Genomic DNA, 25,558 nt, shown 5'->3' with positions numbered 1-25,558 from the left:
GTGACGTCAAGACCCGTCGATATCGTGTTACAGTTGGCCAATAGCCGATCGCTCTCCAATCAAAGGATCTCAACATGCGATCGTTATTTGATCAGCTCTTGCAGAGCGGCAAACGATCACAGCCATTCAATTTTGTTCTCAAGTCAAAGGAGTAGGCCGATGGAAGCCCCCTATATGCTGCGCCACAGGACAATCCCCCTTGCCACAGGCGGCAAAGAAATGCCTGCCGTTGGGTTCGGTACCCTCATCCCCGACCCGGTTACGACGAAGCGGGCCGTTGCAAAGGCCCTATCTGTTGGGTTTCGCCATTTCGACTGCGCTGAACGATATCGCAACGAAGAGGCAGTCGGCGAGGCAATTGCCGAGGCGATCGCGGATGGGTCGGTTCAGCGCGAGGATCTGTTCGTCACAACGAAGCTATGGAATACAAACCACCGCCCGGAACGGGTGAAAGCGGCGCTTGAAGCAAGCCTTCGACGCCTTAAGCTCGACTACCTGGACGCCTATCTTGTCCATACGCCTTATGCTTTTCTTCCGGGCGACGAACTGGATCCGCGAGACGAGAACGGTCAGGTCATCTATGATGCCGGGATCAGCTTGATCGAAACCTGGCACGCGCTCGAGGCGCTCGTGGAAAGCGGTCGTTGTCGGTCGATAGGCTTATCTGACATCACCTTGGACAAGCTGAAGGAGATCGTCGCGAACGCGCGCGTCACGCCCGCCATCGTACAGGTGGAATCCCATCCCTACTTGCCCGAATGGGAGCTGCTCGACTATTGTCAGGCCAATGGGATCGTGCTGCTGGCATTTGCGCCATTGGGTCACGCGATGGAGCCCAACTTGCTTACAGACCCTGTCATCACCGGGATCGCCGACCGCGTCAATAAGACGCCGGCGCAGGTGGCCCTTGCCTGGGCCGTACAGCGCGGCACCGGCTTCCTGACGACGTCGATCAAACCGCTTCGCATCGAGGAAAATTTCGCAATCTCGGCGCTTCCAGATCAGGAAATGGTACGGATCCGTTCCGACATATCGACGAGCGTTCGGTTCAACAGCGTCGTCGAGACAGGCGTTCCCGGTTTCATCCCTCGGGTGAAATCGACGTAGATCGCAAGTTAAGCTCTCCCGGAGGGGCAAGGCCACCGTCAATGCTTCTCCGGCGCGCCGCCAGGCTTCGATCGCCCTCGGAGCTTCAGTTTCAGTTCGTACGACGGCAGTTATAGGAGGCCAAGATGGAAGACCAGAGAGTGAGATTGGCGCTCGAACGGCATTGGGCCGCATCAGACGCCGGCGATTTTGACGTCGAGCATGAAATCTATCACGACGATGCATTGCTTGAATATCCGCAGTCCGGCGATCGGATCCATGTCGCCGCAAGAACCGGGAAAGCTGCTTCGCCCAGCCCAACAAGAAGCGGTTTAGCGTTCGCCGGATTACCGGCAGCAGTAGCCTATGGGTCACAGAATTCGTTCTGACCTATGACGGCAAACCCTCTTATGCGGTGAGCATCATGGAATTTCACAACAGGCTCGTCGCTAGAGAGACGCAATACTTCACTGAGCAGTTCGCCCCCTCGCCCTCCTGGGCACGTTTGGTTGAAAGATAGAACACGCGCCATTGATCGGTGGTGGCGAGTCGGGATAGGTGCTGGTGATGACCACGAAGACAAAGACCTCGACAGCAAAGAAACGAACCTCGATCGGATCGCGCCGCAGCCCCGACGCCGAAGCGGCGGTGCTTGCCGCCGCCCGAGACCTGATTTCGGAGAGGGGTTATGCGGGATTTTCGGTCGATGAGGTCGCACGACGCGCCGGTGCCGGAAAAACCACCATCTATCGCTGGTATCCAACGAAGGCCGACCTCTTCATCGCCATCTATACGACCGAACGGTCGGCTTCCGTGCCTGTTCCCGACACCGGAAACCTCGTTGCTGATCTCGTGCAATACACGACAAGCCTCTGGCGTTTCTGGGCAGCGCATCCGGCAGGAGCCGCGCTGCGCGGACTGATCGCCGAGGCGCAAGGCACTCCGGAAGCCCTCAGCGCCTTGCGTGACAGGTTCCTTCCCGAACGGACGGCCGACGTCAGACGAATTTTGACTGACGCGGCAAACCGGGGCGAACTGCAGGCGCACGAGGTTGATGACAAGATTTCGTTATGGGTCGGCTTCAGCTGGCTCAAACTGCTGATTGGCGAACTCCATAAGGAGGAGGTTATAAGCCCCGTCATGATGCAGATTGCCGGCCTTTCCAGCCGCCCGAAGCAATGATCGGCATTAATCGGCGTAACCAATCGACAGGAGAACGTAACCGATGTCCTCGGATATGGTTCGTCATCAGAATGCGGAGCAGGCGGCAGTCGGGCTGTCTGACGTTCTTGACTTCCGTCTTTCGGTCGTCTTCTGCGGCCTGAACCCCGCCTTGACGGCTGTCCGGGACGGGCGCAACTTCTCGTCTCCGAGTAACCGATTTTGGAAGGTGCTACATCTTTCCGGCTTCACGCCGCGACTCCTGCAGGCCGAAGAAGAGCAGGAGCTTCTCCAGTACGGATGCGGCATTACCGCCGTTGTCTCCCGCGCGACCAGGAGTGCCATTGAGATAACGACGAGCGACTACAAAGAGGCAGCACCTCTCTTTGAAGCAAAGATGAGGAAGTTCGCGCCCGCGAACCTCGCCTTTCTCGGCAAAGCGGCCTTTGCAGCAATCACATCCAAGCCCGACTGCGACTGGGGCAAGCAAAGCGACTTTTTTGCCGGAGCACAAACCTGGGTACTGCCTAACCCCAGCGGGCTCAACAGAGCTTTCAGCCTGGATCGCCTGAAAGCGCATTACCTTCAGCTGAGAGCGGAGACTAAGCCCACCGCCCGGCATGGAGATCTGTGAGCTGGAAAACGATATGACTTGTCGTGGCTCTTGAACGGATCCGAACCACTGACCCTGCTATTCCAAGCGCGTGGACATCTAGGAAGCCCTGTAACCTCATGTCGCTCTCCCGCACAATGCGGCTCTGTTCCTCGCGCGACTTGGAACTAACATTGCAGCTACTGGATCGCGAGTTGCGTGAATTGGGCCGCCCCGTGGGGAATGGCGTATGCTCCGGCCATGAGGTGGACGCTGCATACGCCTTCGGATAGGGAACAATCAGGCGTTGATGAACGCCAACAGATCCGGATTGATCACGTCGGCATGCGTGGTCAGCATGCCGTGCGGGAAGCCCTTGTAGATTTTTAGGGTGCTGTTCTTCAGCAGCTTCGCCTGAAGTTCCGCGGCGTCCTTGTAGGGAACGATCTGGTCGTCATCGCCCTGTGTGACCAGCATCGGTACGGTGATTGCCTTAAGGTCTTCTGTCTGGTCGGTCTCCGAGAAGGCCTTGATGCCGTCATAGTGGGCTTTGGCACTGCCCATCATGCCCTGGCGCCACCAATTGTCGATCACGCCCTGCGAAACCTTCGCGCCTTCGCGGTTGAAGCCGTAGAATGGGCCAGAGGCAACGTCGAGGAAGAACTGCGCGCGATTGGCTGCGAGTGCGTTACGGAAACCATCGAATACTTCGATCGGTGTGCCATCAGGATTGGCTGCGGTCTTGACCATCAGCGGCGGAACGGCGCTGACAAGAATAGCCTTGGCGACACGGCCCTGCGGCTGCCCATATTTGGCGACGTAACGAGCGACTTCGCCGCCGCCTGTCGAATGGCCGATATGGACGGCGTTGCGCAAGCTCAGGTGCTCAGCCACGGCGGAGGCATCGGCGGCGTAATGATCCATGTCGTGACCGTCGCTCACCTGTGACGAGCGGCCATGACCGCGGCGATCATGTGCGACGACGCGGTAGCCCTTGCTGACGAAGAATAGCATTTGCGCATCCCAGTCGTCGGACGACAATGGCCAACCATGGTGGAATACGATCGGTTGCGCATCCTTTGGACCCCAGTCCTTATAGAAGATTTCAACGCCGTCCTTGGTGGTCACGTAACTATGGGTCATCGGTTCAATTCCTCGCTGATGTGGGGAAATTTTCTTTTCAGAAGCGAAAGCCGGAATAGCCAGAGCCAATGAAATAGTAGTGCCGGTCAGTAGAACCTGCCGACGGGAAAGGGAAAATTCGCTGGTCATGAGATATCTCCGAGATTTTGAGCCGGCCAAGTCCATATTGGCCGACATGACCATCGACGGGCCGATATGCTTACTCGGCGCTTCGAGTGCTTTCGAACAGGAACCAGGCGCGGCGCTCGGCCTCGTCGACCCAGTTCTCGATCAGGCTGGCGGTCGCGATATCGCCGTGCTCGTCGCAGAGATTGTGGGTCTCCTTCATCAACGACACCAGCGTGAGATTGTCGTCGCGAAGTTCGGCCAGCATGTCGGCCGGCGTGACGAAATCAGCATCGTTGTCGAGCAGGCGCTGCAGCCTGGAAATATGGCTGATTGAGCGGATCGTCGTGCCGCCGATCTTGCGGGCTCTCTCGGCGACATCGTCCGTCATCGCAAAAATCTGCTCGCCCTGTTCGTCGAGCATCAGGTGATAGTCGCGGAAATGCGGCCCGCTCATGTGCCAATGGAAATTCTTGGTCTTGAGGTAAAGGGCAAAGACATCGGCCAGAAGCGCCGTCAGTGCGCCGGATATATCGGCAGTCGCGTTTGTGCCAAGCGTTGTCTGTGTTGCAAGCGGCGACTTGCGGTGTTTTTCAGCGAGTGTGCGGTCCATCATGATCTCCATTGGGTTGAGCGGGTTGCTGGAGACTTTTTAGACCAGGCCCCGCGCCCGCAACATCCAATGCTTGGCTAGTCGAACCCACACTTTGGTATAGTTTCGCAGCGCTGCGGCTGAGGTTAGATATCGAATGTCTTCAACCTCCTCCCAAGAAGACATGCTGGGCACCGAGGCCCTGACGGTTCAGGCGGCCCCTCCCCCTGAACCTGCGGATGTCGCGATCCGATCGAGGCCATCCCAGCCGCCCTGGGATGGCCTTTCTTTTTTACCGCCTATCAGATTGAGTTCACACGCGAATAGCGGATTTTGGAATTGCGTTTTCTCCAACGGGATGGCTTGATGACGCGATCGACATCCAGGTGGGAACCGGCATGCCTTCGCTTGAACTTGTGAACCCAAAACGACGGCTATCAGCACGCTACGAAACTTGCATTCTGTCGTTCGCATTCGCTCTTGCGGCAACAGTCTTCTATCTTGATACATTCACCGACATTCACAGCGCGCTCGCCACGCTCTATGTCATCACACTCCTACTGTCGGCGGAAACGCTGACGGAAAAGGGAACGTTGCTGCTGACGGCGGTCTGTGTTGGTCTTTCAATGTTATCTTACGTGGCTGCCCACGGCACAGACACCGACCTTGCAGCAATATTGCGCCTGGCTGTGGCCGTTGCGGCCATATTGATTACCTGTGCGCTGATCATAAGGAACCACCGTGCGCGTCATGATCTGATAAAATCCAATGTCGCCTTGCAGAGTAGCGAGGAACGCTACCGGACGATTTTCGAGCAGAGCCGCGTCGCCCTGTGGGAGCGTGATTATTCTGAGGTGCGCGCGTTGTTGATGAAACTGAAGACGCAGGGTGTCGTCGATCTGCGTGCCTACGCGCGAGACAATCCGGACTTCATCTCAAACTGTATTGCGAGCGTCCCCACGGTCGCCGCCAATGCCGCGGCACTGGAGCTTCTCGGCAATGTCAGTGCACAGAACGGCGGCTCGATGCGCCGCTACATCGCGCAGGATGACGCCACCTTTCTCGGGCTAATGGCGGCAATATTCGAAAACCAAAGCTATTTCGAGGGAAAGGGCACGATCATCACCAGCGATGGTACCACCAAGCTGGTGTTGCTGACGGTCGGCTTTCCAGCGGACGTGGCCAATTTCAACCGCGTCATTGTCGGCATGTTCGATATCACCGAGCGGGAACTGGCCCAGAAGGCGTTGTTCGAGGCCCAGGCTGAACTCGCACTGGCCTCACGCGCGGCCACCGTCGGCGCCCTGTCTGCATCGCTGGCCCACGAACTCAACCAGCCACTCGGCGCAATTGTCGTCAATGCACAAACCCTTCAGCGCTGGCTAGACCGTGACCCTCCGGATCTGGCTGCGGTCTCCCGGTCTGCTGAACGCATCGTCCGCGACAGCCAGCGTGCCAGCGACATCATTCAGAGCACCCGGTCGATGCTGACCGAGCGCTCGCCAGTCATTGAGCCAGTGTCACTGGCCGATCTCGTCAGCGAGACACAAACATTGATGGAGAGCGAACTTTCCCGGAACCGGATTATATTCGAAACGAGCGAGACTTCCGGCATCACCAGCGTCCGTGCTGTCCGCATCGAACTGCAGCAGGTGCTGATCAACCTAATAACCAACGCCATTCAGGCAATGGCCGCGACGCCGGAAGATCTTCGACGGATCTCGGTATCGATCAATCCGGCGGATGGACGGAGCGTCCGGGTCGGTGTCTGTGACAGTGGGCCTGGCCTGAGCGCCGGCATTCTCGAAAAATTGTTCAAGCCGTTTTGCACCACCAAGGAAACCGGCCTCGGCATGGGGCTAGCAATCTGCCGCAGCATGCTCGAAGCCCGTGGTGGCTCCCTGACCGCCAGTAATCACATCGAAGGCGGCGCGCTGTTCGAAATGATCGTGCCGATGGAGGCTATCCAATGAATGATGTCAGAAAACTCGCCAAAACCACGAGCAACAATACGCCCGTCGTTTACGTCGTGGATGACGATCCATCGATCCGAGAGGCGCTTGTCGATCTCTTCCTATCGATCCGAACGCAAGCGCAAGCCTTCGAAAGCGCTCAGGATTTCCTGGACAATGCCGATCTCAAGCGGCCAGGCTGCATACTGCTCGACGTAAGGCTGCCCGGCGCCAATGGCCTGGACTTCCAGCTTCATCTGGAAAGACTCGGCAACCAGATGCCGATCATCTTCATGACCGGCCATGGCGATATACCGATGACCGTGCGGGCGATGAAGGCCGGCGCGGTGGATTTCCTGGCAAAACCGTTCCGGGATCAGGATATCCTCGATGCTGTCTCCGTGGCGTTTCAGAAAGACCGGGACCTGCGCCAACAGTCTGCGGCCAGTGGCGCCGTTACGGAACTGGCCAAGACATTGACCCGCCGCGAACACGAGGTCATGGCGGCTGTCGTCCAGGGCCTCATGAACAAACAGATCGCCTTCAACCTTGGCATCAGCGAGATCACCGTCAAACTCCATCGCGGCAATGTCATGCGCAAAATGGAGGCACGCTCGGTAGCAGATCTGGTCCGTAAAGCCGAGCTGCTTGGGCTGTGAGAGGCAAAACCTAGACCCTTGTATGGTACAAGGACCGGCCTGGAAGGAGCATATACCGGGTTGTTGATCCAATACGGCAAGGCCCAAAGAAATTGTACAAAACACCAGTCATAGCCATCGTCGACGATGATCGGTCGATCCGCGAAGCGCTTGACGATCTCATTTTGTCCTGCGGCTACCAGAGCCGCCTGTTCGCGTCCGCGGAAGAGTATCTTGCCGACCAGGATCGCGCCTCAATCGACTGCATGCTCGTGGATGTCAAAATGTCCGGTCTCACGGGAATCGAGCTACAGGCTGTGCTGAACAAACAGGATACGCTGAAACCGCCGATGATCTTCATGACATCCTATAGCGACAGTATAACAAGGGCGGCGGCGATGAGCGGCGGCGCTTTTGCCTTTCTCGGCAAGCCCGTGAATCTTAACCAACTGCTCCAGTGTCTCGAACAGGCGCTGAAGCACTGATCCACGCCAACGAGGAGTAAATCCATGTCGCACGGTTGTTCGCACACATCGACGATCCGCTCGGTTCCCCCAAAAACGCTGGGCTGCGAGGAATGTCTTGAAACCGGACAGGCTTGGTTTCACCTGAGGCTCTGCCGCGAGTGTGGCCACGTCGGGTGCTGCGACCAGTCCCCCGGTCGCCACGCCACCGCACATTTCCATGCCACACAGCATCCGATCATAGAAGGTTACGATCCGCCGGAAGGGTGGGGATGGTGTTTTGTCGACGAGACCATGGTTGAACTGCCGGACCAGACCCCGCAGCGTGGCCCCATACCTCGCTATTACTAGACCACCACAAATCCTCGACGCCATTTCCGACACGTTTCAAGCCAGGAGAAAAATTGGTGGCGGATCTCAGTGCAAGACAGCACCAGATGTTTCCGGAGCTGAGCCCTCGTCAGGTCGAGACGGCCAAACGTTTTGCCAGTGGCGAGCCGCAGCATTTTGAACCCGGGGAATTTATCTACAAGGTCGGCGATCACGCGGCACCTGCCTGGCTCGTGCTTGAAGGTTCGATGGATGTCTTTCGCCATGAAGGCCTGTCGCATGAGGCGCCAATCACCACCCATGGTGCCGGTCAGTTGTCGGGTGAAGTCAATCAACTTTCAGGCCGTCCGACACTGGCCGGGGCACGGGCTGGCTCCGACGGCTGCACCGCGGTTGCCTTCGATGCAGCCCATCTTCGCGCCCTGGTGATCGGCTCGGCGGATGTCGGCGAGATTATCATGCGGGCTTTTATCCTGCGTCGCGTTGGTCTGATCGATTCCGGCGCGGGTTCTGTTCTGATCGGGGTTCCGGGGAATGCAGCGCTGTCACGCCTGCAAGGATTTCTTGCCCGCAGCGCCTTTCCCTATATCGTGCTCGATTCTGCCAGCGAAGGCGAAGGCCGTGCTCTGACCGAACGCTTGGGCATCCTCGCGTCCGAACTGCCGCTGATGGTCTGCCCCAATGGAACGGTGTTAAAAAACCCGACCGACATGGAAGCCGCCGCTTGCCTTGGCATGACGCCGGAACTCACACCCGGCAAGCTTTATGACGTTGCCGTTGTTGGCGCTGGGCCGGCTGGCCTCGCCACCGCCGTATATGCCGCCTCCGAAGGGCTCGACGTCATCGTCATCGACGAACGTTCGGTAGGAGGACAGGCGGGCGCGTCGTCGAGGATCGAAAACTATCTCGGCTTCCCGACCGGCATATCCGGCCAGGCGCTGGCCGGGCGCGCCTATAACCAGGCACTCAAATTCGGCGCGGAAATGGTCTTGCCGGTCGCGGTCGAAGGCCTGATCGCGCCCGCGCGCGATGCCGGTGTGCTGACATTGAATCTTGCCGGCGGTAAAGACGTGACGTCGCGTACGATCGTCATTGCTTCCGGTGCGCACTACCGGCGCCCAGATATCGCCAACATCGAACGCTTCGAGGGCAATGGCATCTCCTATTGGGCCTCGCCAATCGAGGCAAAACTCTGCACCGGTGAAGAGATCGCCCTGGTTGGGGGCGGCAATTCGGCCGGCCAGGCCATTGCCTTTCTCGCACCTCAGGTCAGGAAACTGCATCTCGTCGTCCGGCGCGCGCTCGAAGAGACGATGTCGCAATATCTGATCGACCGCATCAGGGCTTTTCCCAATGTCGAACTGCACATGCACTGCGAAGTGGATGCGATCGACGGCGATCCCACAGGCGGCTTGAAATCCGCGACCCTGCGCAATCGGCTTGATGGCAGCGAACGACAGCTGTCACTTCATCATCTTTTCCTCTTCATCGGCGCTGATCCGAATGCCGGCTGGATCAGCGACCGCGTCCATACCGATGACAAGGGCTTCATCGTCACCGGACAATCCTTCGATGCACTGTGCAGTTTCACCCGCAGTCCCCTGCCGCTGGAAACCAGCCTACCGAATGTCTTCGCCATCGGCGATGTCAGGGCCGGATCGACCAAGCGGGTGGCCGCCGCAGTCGGAGAAGGTGCCGCCGTTGTCTCCCAGATCCACGCTGCGCTCAGCCTGATGAAGACCTCGCACTGAAACGCCCGCCAATATTCCAAATCAAACGACCCGCTGGCGGATACCAACGGGTCGAAATGTCATTCTCTGACGTGATAGACGATCAGTCGACGCTCAAATTGCCGATGCACCAAGCTGCCGGCCATAAGCAACGATTTCCCGGCCAACGGAGATGCGATCAGTCTCGAACCGCTGCAGGGCGGCATGAAGGTCAACCGCAGACGCCAGGCAGTTGCTCAACGCCATGACATCGCCGGCTGCTTTCGACACGCCCATCGCGGTGTGCGGTCGCGCGACGAATGCGGCGTCACCGATCAGAACGATGGATCGGCCGATCATGCGGGGTGCCTCGTAGTCGAAAATCCCTTGTATCGACGGGCTGAGCTCCGCTTCCACCGCCAGCGCGAATTGCGGCGGAAGCATCTGCCTGGCATCGGCGCGAAAAGTTTCCCGGCGGTCGTTCGACAAGCCGCCACGCGGTAGCGAAAACGGATGCGTCCGCTGATCGAGATCGGTGAACGTGCCGGCAAGTGCGCTTGGCTGCACCTTGCGGTACCAGACCCAGTTGTATCGACGGTCGCCCCTGCTCAACTCGCCTTTCGAACCTGGAACAAGATAGCCGAGAGCGTGCACGCCTGGGCGGACATGGAAGGCAAACCGGTCGAGAAGCAGCGCGGCGGCCGCTGGCACGCTCGTTTCCGGAATCAACCCACGCCAAGCGACATAGCCGGAATAGCGATTTTGATTATCCCTGGCATTGACCGCCCCGCGCACCACGGAACCGAGGCCATCGGCGCCGATCACAAGATCGGCTCTCTCCCGCGCACCGTCACCAAAAATCAGTTCCGCACCGCTCCCGCCGTCCAGCACCTCGACGACGTCCCGGCCCAAGAAATAGGTTTCGGGCGCGATACGCGACGCGACGGTTTCAAACAGGAAATCCCAGGAGATTTGCGTCTGTGGCATGTTAACGGTCTGGGCGATACTACCATCCTGATTGAGATAGATGCGTTCCTTCGCCACCACGCCGATACGGGCAACATGTTCACACCCGATCAGCCGGAGAATGTGCAGCAGGTCGCTCTGACCGACCAGGCCCGCTCCCCGGCCGGCAAGACCGTTCTTCGATCGCTCGTAGATGCGAACATCATGGCCGGCCTGCTGTAACAAAATGCCGGCGAAGAGGCCGGCGAGCGAACCGCCGACGATTCTGATACGAAGCTGTTTCATGGTCCCGACCTCAGTGTCCGACAACCGTTGGCGAATGCCGGCGATGATGAAAGATTTTCACAGAGAACGCTGCGATGCCAAGTGCCGCGCCAAGCAGGCTAACGAAGAGCCAGCCGCCCTCGCCCCATGCCAACGTCGCCAGTGCAGAGCCTGCCGCCCCACCGAGAAACATACCGGTCATGAAGACCGTGTTGAGCCGGCTGCGGGCATCCGCATCGAGCGCATAGATAATGTGCTGGTTGGAAATGAGCGCACTTTGTGTTCCGAAATCGAGCACGATGACGCCGACAACCAAGGCAACGACCGATGCCCAGACGCCGAAGATCAGCCAGGCGGCGATCGATAGGCCCGCGCCCATCCAGACCACAAAGTGTGGTCCCCGTCTGTCGGCGATCCGGCCTGCGAGAGGCGCCGCAAATATGCCGACTGCACCCACGATACCGAACAGACCTGCAACGTCCGCCCCCAGCTGGAACTTTGACCCGGCGAGATAGAGCGCCAGAATGGTCCAGAAGGCCGTGAAGGACGCAAACAGGAATGCCTGAATGATCGTTGCAGCCCTCAATGCCGGATGCCGTTTCCACAGCTGGCCGAGCGACCGGATAGCCCGATGATAGCGCAAAGTCGATATCGGCCGGTGATGGGGCAGGACAGCAAACATGAGACCTGCGGCGAAAAGGGCAAGCGGCACCCCGATCCAGAACATCTCGCGCCAGCCTGCATGCACACCGACAAAACCGGAGAGGGTGCGGCTGAACAATATACCCGACAGTACCCCTGCCATGACCGTTCCGATCGTGGCGCCGCGCTTTTCCGGCGCTGCCAGAGATGCGGCAAAGGGTACGATCTGCTGGGCGACGGTGGAACACGCGCCGACGATGACGGAGGCTACGACCAGCATCCAGGCGGTCGGCGCAAGTGCCGCGAGCGCCAGCGCTGCCGCCAGAACCACCAACTGACCGATAATCATGCGGCGGCGATTAACGAGGTCGCCGAGCGGCAGCAGCAAGAACAACCCGAGCGCATAGCCGAGCTGGGTCGCCGTGGGCACCATGCCGGTGATCGGCTGCTGGCTGAAATCCGCCTCGATAAGACCGAGCATCGGCTGATTGTAATAGATGTTCGCGACGGCAATGCCGCCCGCGACGGCCATGGCCAGCAGTGCTGGTTGTCCGATCGCATCATCATGGGCGGCCCTTGCCGCCCCGGCCTGTATCTGTCCTGTGTCTTCCATCATCCTGCTCCATCGCCAATTGATCTGAGCAAGGTATGTCCAACGGCGTTGCACGCACATCGAATGGACGTCTACCCAGACCTATACATCGATCTAGGTTCGCATCGATGGGTTCCATGCTAGATCCAGCGAATACGACGAAGGGAAATTGCGATGAGCGAGAAGGACCGGATGGGATCGAGCGCTACGCATCGTCAGCAGGTGGCTGGGGCGCACTGAAGTGCCGTTGCCAAAACCCCTTCCTCGTCAATAGATGATAGCTGAGGGCGCGGCGACACTTTCAATCGAGGAAGAGGCGATCATCGTTGCCTTCCGCCGACACACACTGCTGCCGCTGGATGACTGCCTCTACGTCCTGCAGGCTACGATCCCGCATTTGACCCCCTCGTCCCTACATCGCTGCTTACGACGGCACAAGATCAAAGCGATCATCGCCGATATGCCAACCTACGGATATCGCCGGGTTCACGCCATCCTGCGCCGTAACGCTTGCAGTGAAAGCCGCTCGTGGCCAAACGCTAAACGTGTCTATCGGGTGATGAAGGTGCATGGCATGCTTCTTCAGCGCTATACAGGCGCAATCGATACCCGCCGCCACGATGACGCGTCGCCGTCGAGCAGTCCAATCGACGTTGGTGCTCAGACGGCCAGTCACCTGATCACCGACGACCGCCATGTTAGCCACAGCCAAATCAACACTATTCTGGCTCATTCAGATTCGCCCCCTGTAGATGAAATTCAACGTATTGATCCGATTACGCAATCCCGCTACAAGGTAGGTTACGATCGTGCGCGGATGGCCCCATCTGATCTCTTAATTTTCGCTGAATTTCAAAGCTCGGTTGCTGCATCTACCGCCATCCCCGCTCTGCCTGTCACGGCGAAGCCACCGCGAGCTCCGCACCTTCATCGGCGAGCGCGCGTCTCACGAATGGCTTTTGCCCATGTCGACGTCCACATGTGCCGGCTGCGCTTCGGTCTGCGTAGTGCTCGTCGTCACTATCGCGGTAAAGTCGTTCTGCGCCGCGTAGATTAGCCTCTCAAGATCCATATAGTCCGCGGCTTTCAGTTCTCTGGCTTTCAGGACCAGGCGGCGGCGAACGACAAGGCGGTCGTCTTCTTTCTCGTACCTGGCCGTGTAAAAGCCGACTTCATTTTGAACATCGACATCTTTCGGAGCGGTCGCAATCTTGAGATTCGAGGGAAGCGCCTTGCCGCGCACGTCATCCTCCTTGAAATGCGCCGCCTCCCATTTGTCGACGTCTGCGACAGAGTGATTGACCGAGGCCAGTTCCTCCTCCTGCATTATCGCCGCGATCCACTCCCCTACGGCTGCTTTGTACGCGCTTTGAAGTTGGTCGAGGTCGGACATATCAACTTGCATGGCACCCCCACGGTTGACACCGTCCTTATAAATTATTCCGATGAACGAACCACGACAGTCGTGTTGGCGATCGGCGGCGGACCTTGCGATCCGGACGCTGGAGCTGACCTTGACGAAAGCGTTGGAGAAGACCGTCGAGCGCACCCTCAATACCGAAAGTCATCAGGCTGGAAACACCGTCAACCAATCTGCCTTGACGTGGAACAAGGTGACGCCGCTAGAGAGATGGTATTTGATCTGTGATTGGGTCGCTAACAGGTCATGCTCATTGCAGTAAAGGCCTATCAACTGGCCGACAATCGTTCGGCCAGTTGCGGCCGGCAAGCGACGACGAGCGAATTGATATGAAAAGGGAGATAGGAACGGTGGATCGCCAACGCATCGGCTGCGACAGATTGCGCGCCAAGATCACGAGTGCCGAGCACGCAGCTTCATTCATCACTTCGGGAAGTACCGTGGGAATGAGTGGCTTTACGGGCTCCGGTTATCCCAAAGCCGTCCCCCTCGCATTGGCCAGGCGGATCGAAGCCGAGCATGCAGCCGGCAACCCTTTCCGGGTACGCGTCTGGACCGGCGCTTCAACCGGACCAGAACTGGACGGCGCCCTTGCCACGGCCGACGGCATAGAGTTTCGCTTGCCATATAATTCCGATCCGGTCGCCCGTGAAATGATCAATCGCGGCGAGATGGAGTATTTTGACATGCACCTGAGCCAGGTCGCACCCATGGCGTGGCAAGGTTTTCTCGGACCGCTCGATACGGCCGTGATCGAAATAACTGGGATCAGGCCCGACGGCTCGCTTATCCCGTCTTCCTCGGTTGGCAATAATAAGACTTGGCTCGATCGCGCGCACCAGGTGATCCTCGAGGTCAACAACTGGCAGAATGCGGCCCTCGAAGGCATGCACGACATTTACTACGGCACCGCATTGCCGCCCGACCGCCGCCCCATCCCACTCGTTCGCCCCGACCAGCGCATCGGCGAGCCGTATTTCCGCTGCGACCCTCAAAAGATCGTCGCAATCGTCGAGACCCACGCGCCGGACCGTAACCTTCCTTTCGCGCTGCCGGACGAGGCGGCGCGGTCCATCGCCGGGCATCTGCTGGAATTCTTTCGTCATGAGGTGGCAAAGGGGAGGCTTCCCGCCTCCCTGCTTCCAATCCAGTCGGGTGTCGGCAACATTGCCAACGCCGTGCTCGGCGGTCTTGTTGACGCGCCGTTTGAGGAGATGACCGCCTACACGGAAGTGATCCAGGACGGCATGCTGGACCTGCTAGAGGCGGGCAAACTTCGCATGGCTTCCGCCACGGCGTTTTCGCTGAGCCCCGAGGCTGCAGCACGGCTCAATGGCGACATGGCGCGCTTCCGCGACAAGATGATCCTTCGCCCCCAGGAAATCAGCAATCATCCGGAGCTGATCCGGCGTCTGGGCTGTATCGCGATGAATGGGCTGATCGAGGCCGACATTTACGGCAATGTCAATTCCACGCACATCATGGGGTCGCGGATCCAGAATGGCATCGGCGGGTCAGGCGATTTTGCACGCAACGCCTATGTTTCCATCTTCATGACGCCCTCGACGGCCAAGGGCGGGAAGATTTCCGCAATCGTGCCGCAGGCAAGCCACGTGGATCACATCACCCAGGACGTGCAGGTAATCGTCACCGAGCAGGGGCTGGCCGACCTGCGCGGCCTTTCGCCCAAGCAGCGTGCCGAAGTGATCATCAGGAACTGCTCGCACCCCGACTACAAACCGGCACTGCTCGATTATTTCCGGCGAGCCAAGGAACATTCCTATGGCCAGCAGTCGCCGTCGTTACTGGGCGAAGCACTGTCCTGGCACCAGCGGTTCATCGAGACCGGTTCCATGCTGTCTTGAGGAATGGGCGATGCCGGGCACTGTAAAGTTATCGGCCTTGGGTTAAAGTGCGGCACGAGGTCTGTGATCAAGCGACCTGCAGATGGGCGATCTCGCTCCACATCTGCATCGCGGCCGCTGGCAGCTCGCGACAATGGGCAGAAGGAGTGTCTTGGCGCGGAACAAGAAATAGGTTGGCGATCGGGTCGTGGATGGAAACGAAGCGTTGAAGCTGTCGTGATGATTTGAAGCGTTTCATGATCCGCTCACGCCGTCTGATGGGTTGATGGGAATTCTCCGCCCGATTGTTCAGCCCTTTGTGAGAGGTTCTGTCGCAAACTTTTCACCGGATTTGCAACCTGTATGGTCATGCCATAGATCTGGGTTGAAGATGAGCAGGCATTGTTGGGTTCCCCGATCATGATCGATTTCAAAGGCGGTCACTACCCGAAAGACGTGATCTTATACGCGGTGTTTTTCTACATCAGATATGCGGTCTCCTATCGTGATTTGGAAGAGATCATGGCTGAGCGTGGTGTTGTCGTTGACGACGCGACGCTGAACAGATGGGTTGTGAAATATTCGCCCTTGATTGCCGGCCGGGCCCAGCGCCAGAAATCCGCTACCAGCAGTTCCTGGCGGATGGACGAGACCTATATCCAGGTCAAAGGCAAATGGACCTATTTCTATCGGGCTGTCGACAAATTCGGCAAAACCCTTGATTTCATGCTGTCTGAACACCGCGATGAGGCTGCGGCCAGCGCCTTCTTCGCCCGCACGATCGAGAACAACGGCTGGCCTGAAAAGGTCGTCATCGACAAGAGCGGTGCGAACCTGGCAGGTTTGCAAAACATTAACTGGCTGCTGCTGTTGCAGGGATGGTTCTGGCTGATCGAGATCCTGCAGGTCAAATACCTCGACAACATGATCGAGCAAGACCACCGGTTTATTAAGAAGCTGACACGTCCGATGAAAGGCTTCAAATCCTATCAGTCTGCGTCAGCAACACTGGATGGCATCGAAGTGGCGCATATGATCCGCAAGCGGCAATTTCCAACAAGTGGCCAATCCGTATTTCAGCAATTCGCCGCAACCTTTCCAAAAGTTTGCGACAGAACCTCCCCTGGGATTGATTGCCGCGGGGCGGTGGCGACGAGCTACCGCCCTTCCCTCTAGCCTACCCCAAGGCCCGTCAGCAGAACGCCTGTATTCGCGAGGCGATTTCTCGGCACAGGACCGTAGAGGGAAGCGCCCAGCATCCGTCGGCGCGAAGGAAATCCGCCACTGAGCCGCCGCGACCCTGCGCTGGTTCGAGGCAAGGAAGCAAAAGTGTGTCCTTTCCGAGGACGAGATGTTCGCGACGAAGCGACGACACAAGATGGACCACAAGCTCCGGCTTGCTGCCGGCATTGTGTCTGGCTTGGCGTTTCAGCTTGTCAGATGCGGCTGCCACGGGGGGCTTGTCTATGATTTCCACATCACCACAAGCGTCGAATACAAACGATATGCCCGGTGACATTCCCAATTCGAAAGGCGAAGACTCGCGCGCGTGCAGCTTTTGCGCGATCAGATGAAAGCAATGCCCCCATTCAATGGCATCGAACCGATCCGATGCATCATTGAACTTCATGGGGAGCAGCAACATTCCCGCCTGCGCCAGCGTCGCGTTAGAGAAGCCTCGCATCTTGGTATAGCTGTTAAGGCTGAAAAAGAGCGGGCCGGCCTTTGCAACTGGGGTCGGAAGCCGGGGCGTCGGGATTTCTCCATGACGTGCCGTCTGAAATTCTGCCTGCGCGAAGCCCATCCAATTGTCCCGTCTGTCCGCCATGCCGCCAACGCCATCGCAGATCAGCGACTGTGGAGCTAGGTTAGCGGCCTCAGCTGCGGCCGTCACCTATACAAAGGTCTGGTCAGACCAGACTTTTGCGCGATGGGCCATCGGGATGGCGATCAGTATTGTCATGGAATGCCTCAATCCCCTGGAGACAATCAGATGCCCGACCAAATCTGCCCCCGTGATAGGGCCAGAGCCTTCACGCCAGCGCTCGCCGATTTTGTCGATGACCCTCTGTTTTCCAAAGTTTGGGAACGTGACGGCCTTTCAAAGCGTGACCGCAGCTTGATCACTGTCGCTGCCCTTGTGGTGATGTACCGGCCGAACGAGCTCGCCCCGCATCTTCGCCGCGCCGTCGAAAACGGACTGAGCAAGAAGGAAATCAGTGAAGCAATCACCCATCTCGCCTTCTATGGCGGCTTCCCTGCCGCAATCAGTGCCTCGGCGATCGCCAATGAGGCTCTCGGGACGCTTGACGGTGAATGACGCTCCACCGATCATCGCACAGGATGTCCGGTTCACTTTTGAACTTTGACTGTCCGGAATCGTCAGTTCCATTCGCACTTCAGACACCCGATCTGTGCCTTATCGAACAGATTGGAATAGTCATGACATCGATGAGAGATTTTTACAGCTTCCGCCATGGTGCATTTGACGTCACCGTCCTCTCGGACGCACCAGCTGAAAGCTCCGATTTCGGACCTTTGGGGGAAAACGTTCATACAGCTTCGGACGGATCTCAATGTGAGGACAGTGGCTCCGACGAGATTTGTCTTGCGCCATCAAACATACCCTTCCTTGTGACCGCGGATGAGATGATCCTCGTCGACGTCGGTGCCGGCGAAAGAAAAAGCGAGAAAACAGGGTTTCTGGAAGCCAATCTGGAAGCGATTGGCGTCCATGCGGCCGACATCAGCCTTGTCGTTCTTACGCATGCCCATCCTTGTCACATCTGGGGCCTTGTGCGGCCGGACGGGTCACTGCGGTATGCAAATGCGCGCTATGTGATGAGCGAAGCCGAGTGGTCATTCTGGATGACGGACAACGATGAACCGACAACAGAATATGAGCGTATGAGCCGGTCCCACACGCGAAAAACTCTTTCCGCGATCCTCGGGCGCGTGACGCTGGTTGAAAATGGTGACGAGATCATACCCGGATTGCGGGTTCTCAGCTCATGCGGCCATACTCCAGGTCACATCGCGGTGATTCTCGAAAGCGACGTGCCGCTCATCGTGACAGGCGATGCGGTGGCCAGCGACGTTGTTTCATTCGAACATCCCGATTGGAGCTTTGGCTTTGACATTGATGCGGGACAGGCGGCTACCACGCGACGCCAAATCCTTAATCAGGCGGAAGAAGAGCGGGCAAAGCTCCTCGGATTTCGATGGCGATATCCCGGGGTCGGGCGCGCCGAGCGCCTAGGCTCTGCTTTCCGGCTTCGCCGTGTGCCGGAGGTCACCCGATGAGACGTAAGATATTTGGGCGGCAGGCAAGTTTCCTGACCGCTGCTGCCGTTGTCGCCCACACGATCTGGACGAGCGCCGCTCCGGTTTTGACATATCCGATATACGCGCATGAGTGGGGCCTCTCGACCTTTTCGACGACCGCAATTTTCGCGGTCTATCCGGTGTTCGTCGTTTTGGTCCTCGTGCTTTTCGGCAATCTCTCGGACTATATCGGTCGCCGAGAAACCATGTTGATTGGTCTCTTTGCGTCGACGATCGGATCGTTGATCTTTGCGATCGCGCCTGACATCTACTGGATCTTTGTTGGGCGAGCGTTCATGGGGATAGGTGTCGGTCTATCGGCCGGCCCCTCGGCCGCGGCTGTTCTAGAGTTCAGCGCCCCCGACAAGCTCAAGCAGGCAGGAAGCGTCACGGCGGTCGCGCAAGCGATCGGCATGTCGGGCGCGGCGCTCGTCGGCGGCGCCTTGATCCAATACGCCCCCTTCCCTTCCCGGCTGAACTTTGCAGTCCTGACCGGCATCCTGGTGCTTGTTACGATCGCAACCTGGCATTTGCCAAATCGCACAGCATCGCGACCTCATGGAAAGTGGCGACCAGGCATTCCGTCTATCCCCAATGGGTTCTTTGCACCGTTTGTATCGGCCACTGCTGCGGTCACAACCGCCTATGTGTTGGGCGCAATGACGCTCTCCCTTGGTGCTCAGGTTGCACATGACGTGGTCGCTTCGACAAACGCGTTGATGAACGGAGGGATTATCACGATCTTTGCGGTATCGTCTGCCTTTGCAACCGCTCCCGTCCGCGGTAGGTCTCCAGGCAGCGTATTGCGGATCGGAGCTGTCATCGGGCTGCTTTCGGTGGGCTGTCTGGCTATCGCCGCAGAGGAGCAACTCCTCATTGTCTTCGCATCCGCTCAAATTGGGGCTGGAGTGGCCTATAGCCTTCTGCTCTTGGGAGGGCTGTCCTTGATCAATGAAGGAGCCTCGAAAACGCATCGAGCAGCGACCCTGTCTGCATTATTCCTTGTCGCATATCTCGCCCAAGCGGTAGTCGCCCTTTCACTCGGGCGTATCGCGACTACTGCAGGGCTGGCAAACGCTGTTGTTACAGGGGTGGCCCTCATAGCGGTACTGGCTGTCATCACATTGCTGCTCGACGCAGTGCGTATTCGAACAATGCGAGCGAACCACTCTCGTGCCCGCCATGACCCATGAAGGGTGAAGCTCTGTGCTGATGAACAACGACAGCTTGCTTGCAACCCCGCACCGTTCGAAGCTGAGCGACGATCCTGTCGAAATACTGAGGTTCGCGGTTGAGGCATTTGCCGTCTGCCGAGTAGCCCTTGCAACCCCCGTGGAGATCGGGGGTGGCGCTGCGCGCGCTCTCGGCGCGCAGATTGCCATTTGCGAGGATGGTAGCTTTTGCGGCTATGTCTCGGGTGGATGCATCGAGGCAGCTGTCGCAGTTGAGGCCCTGGATGCCATGGCTCGGGGAGAAGACCGCAACGTGCGCCTCGGCATGGGATCTCCATTCTTCGATATCGTACTTCCTTGTGGGGGAGGCATAAGCGTCTCGATTCACATATTGCGCGACGTAACCCCGTTGCGATACGCGCTCGATAGTTTGGCTGATCGCAGAGAGGTGGCGATACGCTACATTCCCGCGACATAACAACTCCTTGTTTGTGAGTCCCCAACACGGTCGGGATGGATCGGAAACGACTTCGTCACCATATATCGCCCAGCATTGAGGCTAATCATCTCAAGCTACTCAATCGAGGCGCTAACGGTCAGCCGTTTGGCCGCAGCAGCGGAGCTCGATGTGGTGCTGCTCCAACCTACCCAGTATTATAAGCTCGACAGCCTGATTGACGCTCATACCGCTGTGGCACTTCTACATCACGACCTCGATGCTGAAATGCCCATCCTGACGAAAGCGCTCGCCTCACAGGCTTTTTATCTTGGCGCACTCGGAAGCAGCAGAACCCATAAGAAGCGTCGCGAGTGGCTGCTGGCGGAAGGCTTCTCTGACGAAGCTATTGGTAAGATCAAAGCACCCATCGGGTTGTTTGGGCCGACCAAGGATGCCAAATCCTTGGAACTGTCGGTCCTTGCAGACGTGAGCGCAGCCAGACTCGCGACATTCGGGAAAACGGCGAGGGTGATCACTCGCGCGAGCAATGGCAAAAGGCCTGGTCATCCAGTGATTGTACCTAAATCACTTTTCTCGAATATGAAAGATCTTGACGGCGACGTGGGCGCGCAGAATATCTTGCGTCAATCCTCAGTCGCACAGCAGTTGTGCGACATAGCAAGCGCCGCCACATTCGATATTGATACTATCGAAGACGCCAACCGTGCAGCTGCAGAGCGACCCTTGATCGACCTCCGCAGGCTAACCCACTAAAATCCCTCCGTATTGTCTAAAATGCATGTATTTTGAATATTGATCACCTAAAGATTTGCTGCACTGCAGAATCGTTTTGACAGCGCCTGACCCCGATGCTCTTCGTGTCGTTCGCAAGCGAACCCTCGGCGGTACATCATGAACTACGCTTTTGGAAACCGACAGATTTTTGGTCGGGAAGCTGAACTCGAACTCCTTCGCCAGGCCTATGAACGCGTGATCCAGAGCGGATATGGCGAGATCGTCTTGATCGGCGGTGCCGCCGGTTACGGCAAGACCTCGGTGGTCAATGCATTTCTTACCGCTCAACACACGATTAGGCATGCTATCGGCAAGGCGGACGAGGCGTTTCGGCATGTACCATATAGCGCTATCCTCAAGGCTCTCGCTCGGCTACTTTCGCCCCGAGAACTCGAAGAGATCGCATCGGTTCGTGATGCAAGCACACCTGGTCCCGTAAATCGGGTCAAAGACCGGCTCATTGAAGCCATACAATCCAGCACATCCCCCAAATCTCCACTGGTCCTTCTGATAGACGATCTCCACTGGCTCGACGAAAGCTCGATGCAATTGATGCGCGCGCTTTCGGAACGTGGATTCCGTGACATTCTGGTGATCGGTACCTATCGAAACGACGACCGGACTGACTTCGGCGACACGGGTCTGGCGAGCTTCCTCGGCGACACCGCTGTGCGCGTCACGGACATAGTCCTTAAGACATTAGCGTATGAAGCTGTGGAAGGACTGGTGTCTTCGAAGCGCTTCGGAGAAACGACGGGTCCGCTCGCCCGTTTGGTCCAATCGGTCGCCGCCGGCAATCCCTTTCACATCCAGTTGATATTGAATGTCCTGGATCGCGCCGAAACAGCTCCTGACCTCGCCCAGTTCGTTTCTCACCAGAAAAACTGGAGCCTCGACGCGCTTTTGACCCGCATCATCACGGAGTTGCCGGACGCGACACGAAATGTCCTGCAATCTGCCGCCTGTATTGGGTTCACAGGCGCAAACGCCCTTTTGACCTCGACGACCTCCATCGACCTCGAAGACCTTCACCGTTTGATCGAACCTGCCTTACTGCTCGGCCTTTTCAAGACGGAGGGCGACGGATGGCAGTTTTCGCACGATGCGGTTCGCGAGCACATTCGCGCAAGCTTGAACAAAGATGAACGTACCGAGCGGCATGCCAAGATTGCCAGAGCAATGTTCACACTCAATGCATCTGCGACCGACCAGCAGCTGGCTGCAGCGGAGCAGATCGTCAAGGCAAAACATCACCCGCTCCTCCTTGAAGGCCTCGGCCCAGCTCTTGCCGCTCTCGACAAGGCCGCCAAGATTGCCAAGGCAGTGGGGTCGCTCGAAGGCGCACTTCGTTATGCGGAAAAGGGGATAGAACTCGTTTCGCTCCTGGATGCCTCGGATCGGTATCATTGGGAATTCGCAGAGCTGCGCTGCGCCATCCTAGTTGAGCGTGATGGTGCCGCGATTGACGACAGCGAATTGGAGCGACTGATCGCCCATGCGAACTCGACGCATGAGCGCGCTCGAGCCGCGCGTCTGCGCGCGGCGGTATTGATCCTGCGCGGGCAATTCGAGCAGGCAATGGACGTTGCACTGGTCGGTTTGGATCTACTCGATATCAAACTTACAAGGAAACCGTCCCCTTCAGAGCTGGAATGTGCCCGCAGCGCTGTTTATTCTGCGATCGAGGCGCTCAATTTCCCCGCGATTTCTGCGCAGCCTCCCCTAACGGAGGAAACCATCATCGTCGCCATGGATCTCCTCGCGACGTTGCAGTCTTCATTTTTCTCCGACGATGGCCTCAAATTCCTTCATACCGCAAAGATTGTCGAGCTATCCGCTGCTCACGGTGTGAGCGAAGCGACATGCTACGGTCTGGCATGGTGCGGCGTATGCATCGCCAGTGACTACCGCGACTTCGACAGCGCTCTGGCCATGGCCGAAGCTGCTGTGACGCTTTCTCATGCTCATTCTTTCCAGGCATATCGAACCTCGGCCCTTGTTGCTTTGGACCAGGTTTCCGTGTGGCTGAAGCCACTTTCTTATGCGCTTTCGCGCGCCAAGGAAGCGTTTGAGCATGGCAAGAACAGCGGCGATATCAGCATGGCCTGCTACGCGACGAACCATATCGTGTCAGATCTGCTCGCCATGGGAGCGCCGCTGTCTGTGGTCAGCAACGAGGCCAATCGCGGGATTGCTATGGCGAGAAGCGTCGGGTTCGAGGAGGTCGTGCGAATCCTTCGGGTTCAGCTCGCCCTTGTAGACAGTTTGAAAGACTGCGCCGTAGAGCCTGGAACGATCTTGGCAATCGCGACGGCAGACGCCGCTTCTCAGATGTCGCCGCTGATCTTCTGGGGTCATTTGTTTGAAGGGATTTCCCAATTCTACAACGGGAAGTTGGCAGCTGCTGCGGAGTCATTTTCAGAGGCGCGCACATGGAAATGGACAACGCCGGCACATATCCACCTTGCGGACCTTCATTTCTACACGGCATTGTGCGAGCAGATGCTCGGAAGCGGAACACCCAATTCAGCAGGGCTGGATATTCTTCGCCTCCTCGCAGAGCAGAACCCGACCACCTTCGCCAACAAGCTTGCCTTCATCAATGCAGAAGCAGCCCGTGCCTCGGGCGACACGATTGAGGCGTTGCGTCAGTACGAGCTATCCATCAATGCCGCAAAGGCGGCAGGCTTTCTGCACGAGCTTGCCCTCGTCCACGAGCGTGTAGGTCGCCTGGCTCTTGAGATCGGCCTCTCCTTCTCCGCATTTGGCCATATCCGCCACGCCCAGGAGAATTTCCATAAGTGGGGTGCAGAGCAACAGGCAGATCGGCTGCGCATCGAATTCGCAAACATATTCTCCGTGCCCGTCGATGTCGAACTGCCCGAACAGAGCATTCCACCAATCGAGCGTGCCGATTCGCTGATCAACGACCTGGTTGCCGCAGCCATAGACTATTCCGGCGCAATGCGCGGACAACTGATCGCCGTGGATGGGGTTCAGTTGTCTATTGTTGCCAGCACACGGTTTCGCGACGGCATGACGAGCTTCACCACCGAGCCCTGCCTCATGACTGGCGAGATGGCCCCGGTATCCATCATCAACATGGTCGTGAAATCTGCACATAGTCTGCGCTACGGCAACGCGGTGACCGAAGCTGGCGATATCCACGCCGAGAGCCTGCGCGAATGCCCTGCGCGTTCATTACTCTGCGTTCCGTTGATGGATAAGGACAGAGTGATAGGGGTACTGTATCTCGAGAACAACGCCATGAGCGATGCGTTCTCGCTCGAGATCGAACAGGCGATCGAACTCTTCGCTATCGCAACGACCGAATCTCTTCGTCTCAAAGCACAATTGCACGAACAATTGCGTGGCAATACCGCCCGGAAATTCCGCGAAACCGAGCTTGTCAGCGCGCGCGCAGAATTGATTAAAAACTCACATGTTACAGTTCTTGGCAGCATGGCGGCTTCGATCGTTCATGAGGTGAACCAACCGCTGTCAGCCATCGTAACGTTCGCGCACTCGGGCATTCGCTGGCTGAAGCAGCCGACCCCACAGATCGAAAATGCGATAACGAATTTTAGTAAAATCGAACAATCAGGTGTACGGGCGAGCAATATCATATCGGCCCTGCGTGCTCTGGTAAAACAGGCCCCCGCCAACCTCGAGTTTATCGACATCAAAGACGTGGTAAACGACGTGTTGTCGGTTGTAGAGACAGACGAGCGAACAAAAGGCGTCGAGATTGACTGCAACCTGATTGAAGGCGGGCAGCTTTTTGCCGACCCGATCCAGATCCAGCAGGTAGTTCTCAACCTGATGACCAACGCAATCGACGCAATGGACCCTCGCGCGGACGGGCGCCGACTGAAGATTGAAAGCGAGATACGCGATGCATTCGTTGTTCTAGCTGTCACAGATACGGGTACCGGAATTCCGGCTTCCGCACGTGAGTCAATATTCGACCCGTTCTTTACGACCAAGGACAAGGGTCTGGGCATGGGTCTTGCAATTTGCAAGACGATCGCAGAAGTCCACGGCGGCAGCCTTGGCATCGGAAACTCGAATGCTGCAGGCACAACTATGATCTTCCGCCTTCCTTTGACACAAGCCCCCCCCAACGGCGGCCAGACAGCTGCCGAATAGGCGGATCCAAGTCAGCAGGGGCAGGTAAACACGAATTTGGTTCTGGACCCGACATTGAAGGTGGGGTGGATTGCCTGCTTCTCACGTCATTCTATTTCGGGTCGGCTGGAGACGATCGAGCTGTGTTCGGGAACGAGCGCCCTTCTTCCGCGGTAAAGACCTTTGGCGGTCGCCAAAAT

The 25,558-nt window shown here is 57.7% G+C and carries 19 protein-coding genes and 5 pseudogenes; 17 read left to right on the top strand and 7 right to left on the bottom strand.

The window, feature by feature from the left end; translation table 11 throughout:
• Positions 1 to 159 precede the first annotated feature (159 nt).
• The 4 genes and pseudogenes from AB8B29_RS30905 to mug all read left to right on the top strand — a co-directional run bounded on the left by AB8B29_RS30905 (position 160) and on the right by mug (position 2,881).
• Positions 160 to 1,107 (top strand): aldo/keto reductase, encoded by a 948-nt coding sequence (locus tag AB8B29_RS30905; protein ID WP_244655245.1) that lies wholly within the window; start codon positions 160 to 162, stop codon positions 1,105 to 1,107.
• A gap of 125 nt (positions 1,108 to 1,232) precedes the next feature.
• Positions 1,233 to 1,606 (top strand): annotated as a pseudogene (locus AB8B29_RS30900) (nuclear transport factor 2 family protein).
• Positions 1,607 to 1,653: 47 nt separating this feature from the next.
• On the top strand, positions 1,654 to 2,268 hold the full coding sequence (locus tag AB8B29_RS30895; protein ID WP_047640070.1) for a TetR/AcrR family transcriptional regulator: 615 nt from the start codon (positions 1,654 to 1,656) through the stop codon (positions 2,266 to 2,268).
• Positions 2,269 to 2,311: 43 nt separating this feature from the next.
• Positions 2,312 to 2,881, top strand: a complete 570-nt coding sequence (gene mug / locus AB8B29_RS30890; RefSeq protein WP_112442401.1) for a G/U mismatch-specific DNA glycosylase — start codon at positions 2,312 to 2,314, stop codon at positions 2,879 to 2,881.
• 258 nt (positions 2,882 to 3,139) lie between these two features.
• Here the strand turns inward: mug and AB8B29_RS30885 are convergent, their stop codons facing one another.
• Together AB8B29_RS30885 and AB8B29_RS30880 are read right to left on the bottom strand one after the other, a co-directional pair.
• The gene (locus AB8B29_RS30885; RefSeq protein WP_112442399.1) at positions 3,140 to 4,111 is read right to left on the bottom strand and encodes an alpha/beta fold hydrolase; all 972 of its coding nucleotides are present in this window, start codon (positions 4,109 to 4,111) and stop codon (positions 3,140 to 3,142) included.
• 70 nt (positions 4,112 to 4,181) lie between these two features.
• Positions 4,182 to 4,700 carry a Dps family protein gene (locus tag AB8B29_RS30880; protein ID WP_112442397.1) on the bottom strand — a complete coding sequence of 173 codons (519 nt, stop codon included), beginning with the start codon at positions 4,698 to 4,700 and terminating at the stop codon, positions 4,182 to 4,184.
• Positions 4,701 to 5,077: 377 nt separating this feature from the next.
• Between AB8B29_RS30880 and AB8B29_RS30875 the strand changes: the two genes are divergently transcribed.
• The 5 genes from AB8B29_RS30875 to AB8B29_RS30855 all read left to right on the top strand — a co-directional run bounded on the left by AB8B29_RS30875 (position 5,078) and on the right by AB8B29_RS30855 (position 9,814).
• Positions 5,078 to 6,652 carry an ATP-binding protein gene (locus tag AB8B29_RS30875; RefSeq protein ID WP_113102306.1) on the top strand — a complete coding sequence of 525 codons (1,575 nt, stop codon included), beginning with the start codon at positions 5,078 to 5,080 and terminating at the stop codon, positions 6,650 to 6,652.
• Complete coding sequence (locus AB8B29_RS30870; RefSeq protein ID WP_113102307.1) at positions 6,649 to 7,290, top strand: response regulator transcription factor; 642 nt, start codon at positions 6,649 to 6,651, stop codon at positions 7,288 to 7,290. The genes AB8B29_RS30875 and AB8B29_RS30870 overlap by 4 nt, the downstream gene beginning before the upstream one ends.
• Before the next feature lie 92 nt (positions 7,291 to 7,382).
• The gene (locus AB8B29_RS30865; RefSeq protein WP_113102308.1) at positions 7,383 to 7,754 is read left to right on the top strand and encodes a response regulator transcription factor; all 372 of its coding nucleotides are present in this window, start codon (positions 7,383 to 7,385) and stop codon (positions 7,752 to 7,754) included.
• A gap of 24 nt (positions 7,755 to 7,778) precedes the next feature.
• Complete coding sequence (locus AB8B29_RS30860; RefSeq protein WP_113102309.1) at positions 7,779 to 8,084, top strand: UBP-type zinc finger domain-containing protein; 306 nt, start codon at positions 7,779 to 7,781, stop codon at positions 8,082 to 8,084.
• A 56-nt stretch (positions 8,085 to 8,140) separates the two neighbouring features.
• A complete protein-coding gene (locus AB8B29_RS30855) occupies positions 8,141 to 9,814 on the top strand; it encodes an FAD-dependent oxidoreductase (RefSeq protein ID WP_113102310.1) in 1,674 nt (557 codons plus the stop codon).
• A gap of 93 nt (positions 9,815 to 9,907) precedes the next feature.
• Here AB8B29_RS30855 and AB8B29_RS30850 read toward each other — a convergent pair whose 3' ends face one another.
• A complete protein-coding gene (locus AB8B29_RS30850; protein WP_113102311.1) occupies positions 9,908 to 11,023 on the bottom strand; it encodes an FAD binding domain-containing protein in 1,116 nt (371 codons plus the stop codon).
• A gap of 10 nt (positions 11,024 to 11,033) precedes the next feature.
• Positions 11,034 to 12,257 (bottom strand): MFS transporter, encoded by a 1,224-nt coding sequence (locus tag AB8B29_RS30845; protein ID WP_113102312.1) that lies wholly within the window; start codon positions 12,255 to 12,257, stop codon positions 11,034 to 11,036.
• Positions 12,258 to 12,534: 277 nt separating this feature from the next.
• On the opposite strand from AB8B29_RS30845, the pseudogene AB8B29_RS30840 reads away from it, so the two are divergent.
• Positions 12,535 to 12,905, top strand: a pseudogene (locus AB8B29_RS30840) (IS3 family transposase); the annotation flags it as partial.
• Between the two features lie 277 nt (positions 12,906 to 13,182).
• On the opposite strand, the gene AB8B29_RS30835 reads toward AB8B29_RS30840, so the two are convergent.
• Positions 13,183 to 13,641 carry a DUF3858 domain-containing protein gene (locus tag AB8B29_RS30835; protein ID WP_162734453.1) on the bottom strand — a complete coding sequence of 153 codons (459 nt, stop codon included), beginning with the start codon at positions 13,639 to 13,641 and terminating at the stop codon, positions 13,183 to 13,185.
• 344 nt (positions 13,642 to 13,985) lie between these two features.
• Here AB8B29_RS30835 and AB8B29_RS30830 point away from each other — a divergent pair, with 344 nt between their 5' ends.
• Positions 13,986 to 15,521 carry an acetyl-CoA hydrolase/transferase family protein gene (locus tag AB8B29_RS30830; RefSeq protein ID WP_113102314.1) on the top strand — a complete coding sequence of 512 codons (1,536 nt, stop codon included), beginning with the start codon at positions 13,986 to 13,988 and terminating at the stop codon, positions 15,519 to 15,521.
• A gap of 67 nt (positions 15,522 to 15,588) precedes the next feature.
• Here the strand turns inward: AB8B29_RS30830 and AB8B29_RS30825 are convergent.
• Positions 15,589 to 15,834: pseudogene (locus AB8B29_RS30825) on the bottom strand (DDE-type integrase/transposase/recombinase); the annotation flags it as partial.
• 86 nt (positions 15,835 to 15,920) lie between these two features.
• On the opposite strand from AB8B29_RS30825, the pseudogene AB8B29_RS30820 reads away from it, so the two are divergent.
• Positions 15,921 to 16,589, top strand: a pseudogene (locus tag AB8B29_RS30820) (IS6 family transposase); the annotation flags it as partial.
• Between the two features lie 103 nt (positions 16,590 to 16,692).
• On the opposite strand, the gene AB8B29_RS30815 reads toward AB8B29_RS30820, so the two are convergent.
• Complete coding sequence (locus tag AB8B29_RS30815; RefSeq protein WP_037198640.1) at positions 16,693 to 17,304, bottom strand: hypothetical protein; 612 nt, start codon at positions 17,302 to 17,304, stop codon at positions 16,693 to 16,695.
• A 189-nt stretch (positions 17,305 to 17,493) separates the two neighbouring features.
• Between AB8B29_RS30815 and AB8B29_RS30810 the strand changes: the two genes are divergently transcribed.
• The 5 genes and pseudogenes from AB8B29_RS30810 (at position 17,494) to AB8B29_RS30790 (ending at position 25,379) form a co-directional block, all read left to right on the top strand.
• Positions 17,494 to 17,820, top strand: coding sequence for a carboxymuconolactone decarboxylase family protein (locus tag AB8B29_RS30810; protein ID WP_113102315.1), 327 nt, complete (start codon positions 17,494 to 17,496; stop codon positions 17,818 to 17,820).
• Positions 17,821 to 17,942: 122 nt separating this feature from the next.
• Entirely contained in the window at positions 17,943 to 18,803 is an 861-nt protein-coding gene (locus AB8B29_RS30805) for an MBL fold metallo-hydrolase (RefSeq protein ID WP_037198642.1), read from the top strand.
• On the top strand, positions 18,800 to 20,017 hold the full coding sequence (locus tag AB8B29_RS30800) for an MFS transporter (protein WP_037198643.1): 1,218 nt from the start codon (positions 18,800 to 18,802) through the stop codon (positions 20,015 to 20,017). Before AB8B29_RS30805 ends, AB8B29_RS30800 begins: the two co-directional genes overlap by 4 nt.
• A gap of 19 nt (positions 20,018 to 20,036) precedes the next feature.
• Positions 20,037 to 20,948, top strand: a pseudogene (locus tag AB8B29_RS30795) (XdhC family protein); the annotation flags it as partial.
• A 399-nt stretch (positions 20,949 to 21,347) separates the two neighbouring features.
• Entirely contained in the window at positions 21,348 to 25,379 is a 4,032-nt protein-coding gene (locus tag AB8B29_RS30790) for an AAA family ATPase (RefSeq protein WP_037198644.1), read from the top strand.
• The last annotated feature ends 179 nt before the right edge of the window (positions 25,380 to 25,558 follow it).

It is taken from the genome of Rhizobium sp. 11_C7_N12_5 (assembly GCF_051811145.1).
In the GTDB taxonomy this organism is placed as follows: Bacteria; Pseudomonadota; Alphaproteobacteria; order Rhizobiales; family Rhizobiaceae; genus Rhizobium; species Rhizobium lusitanum.
The sequence above is the reverse complement of the archived record's forward strand: the minus strand, read 5'-3'. Positions and strand labels throughout refer to the sequence as shown.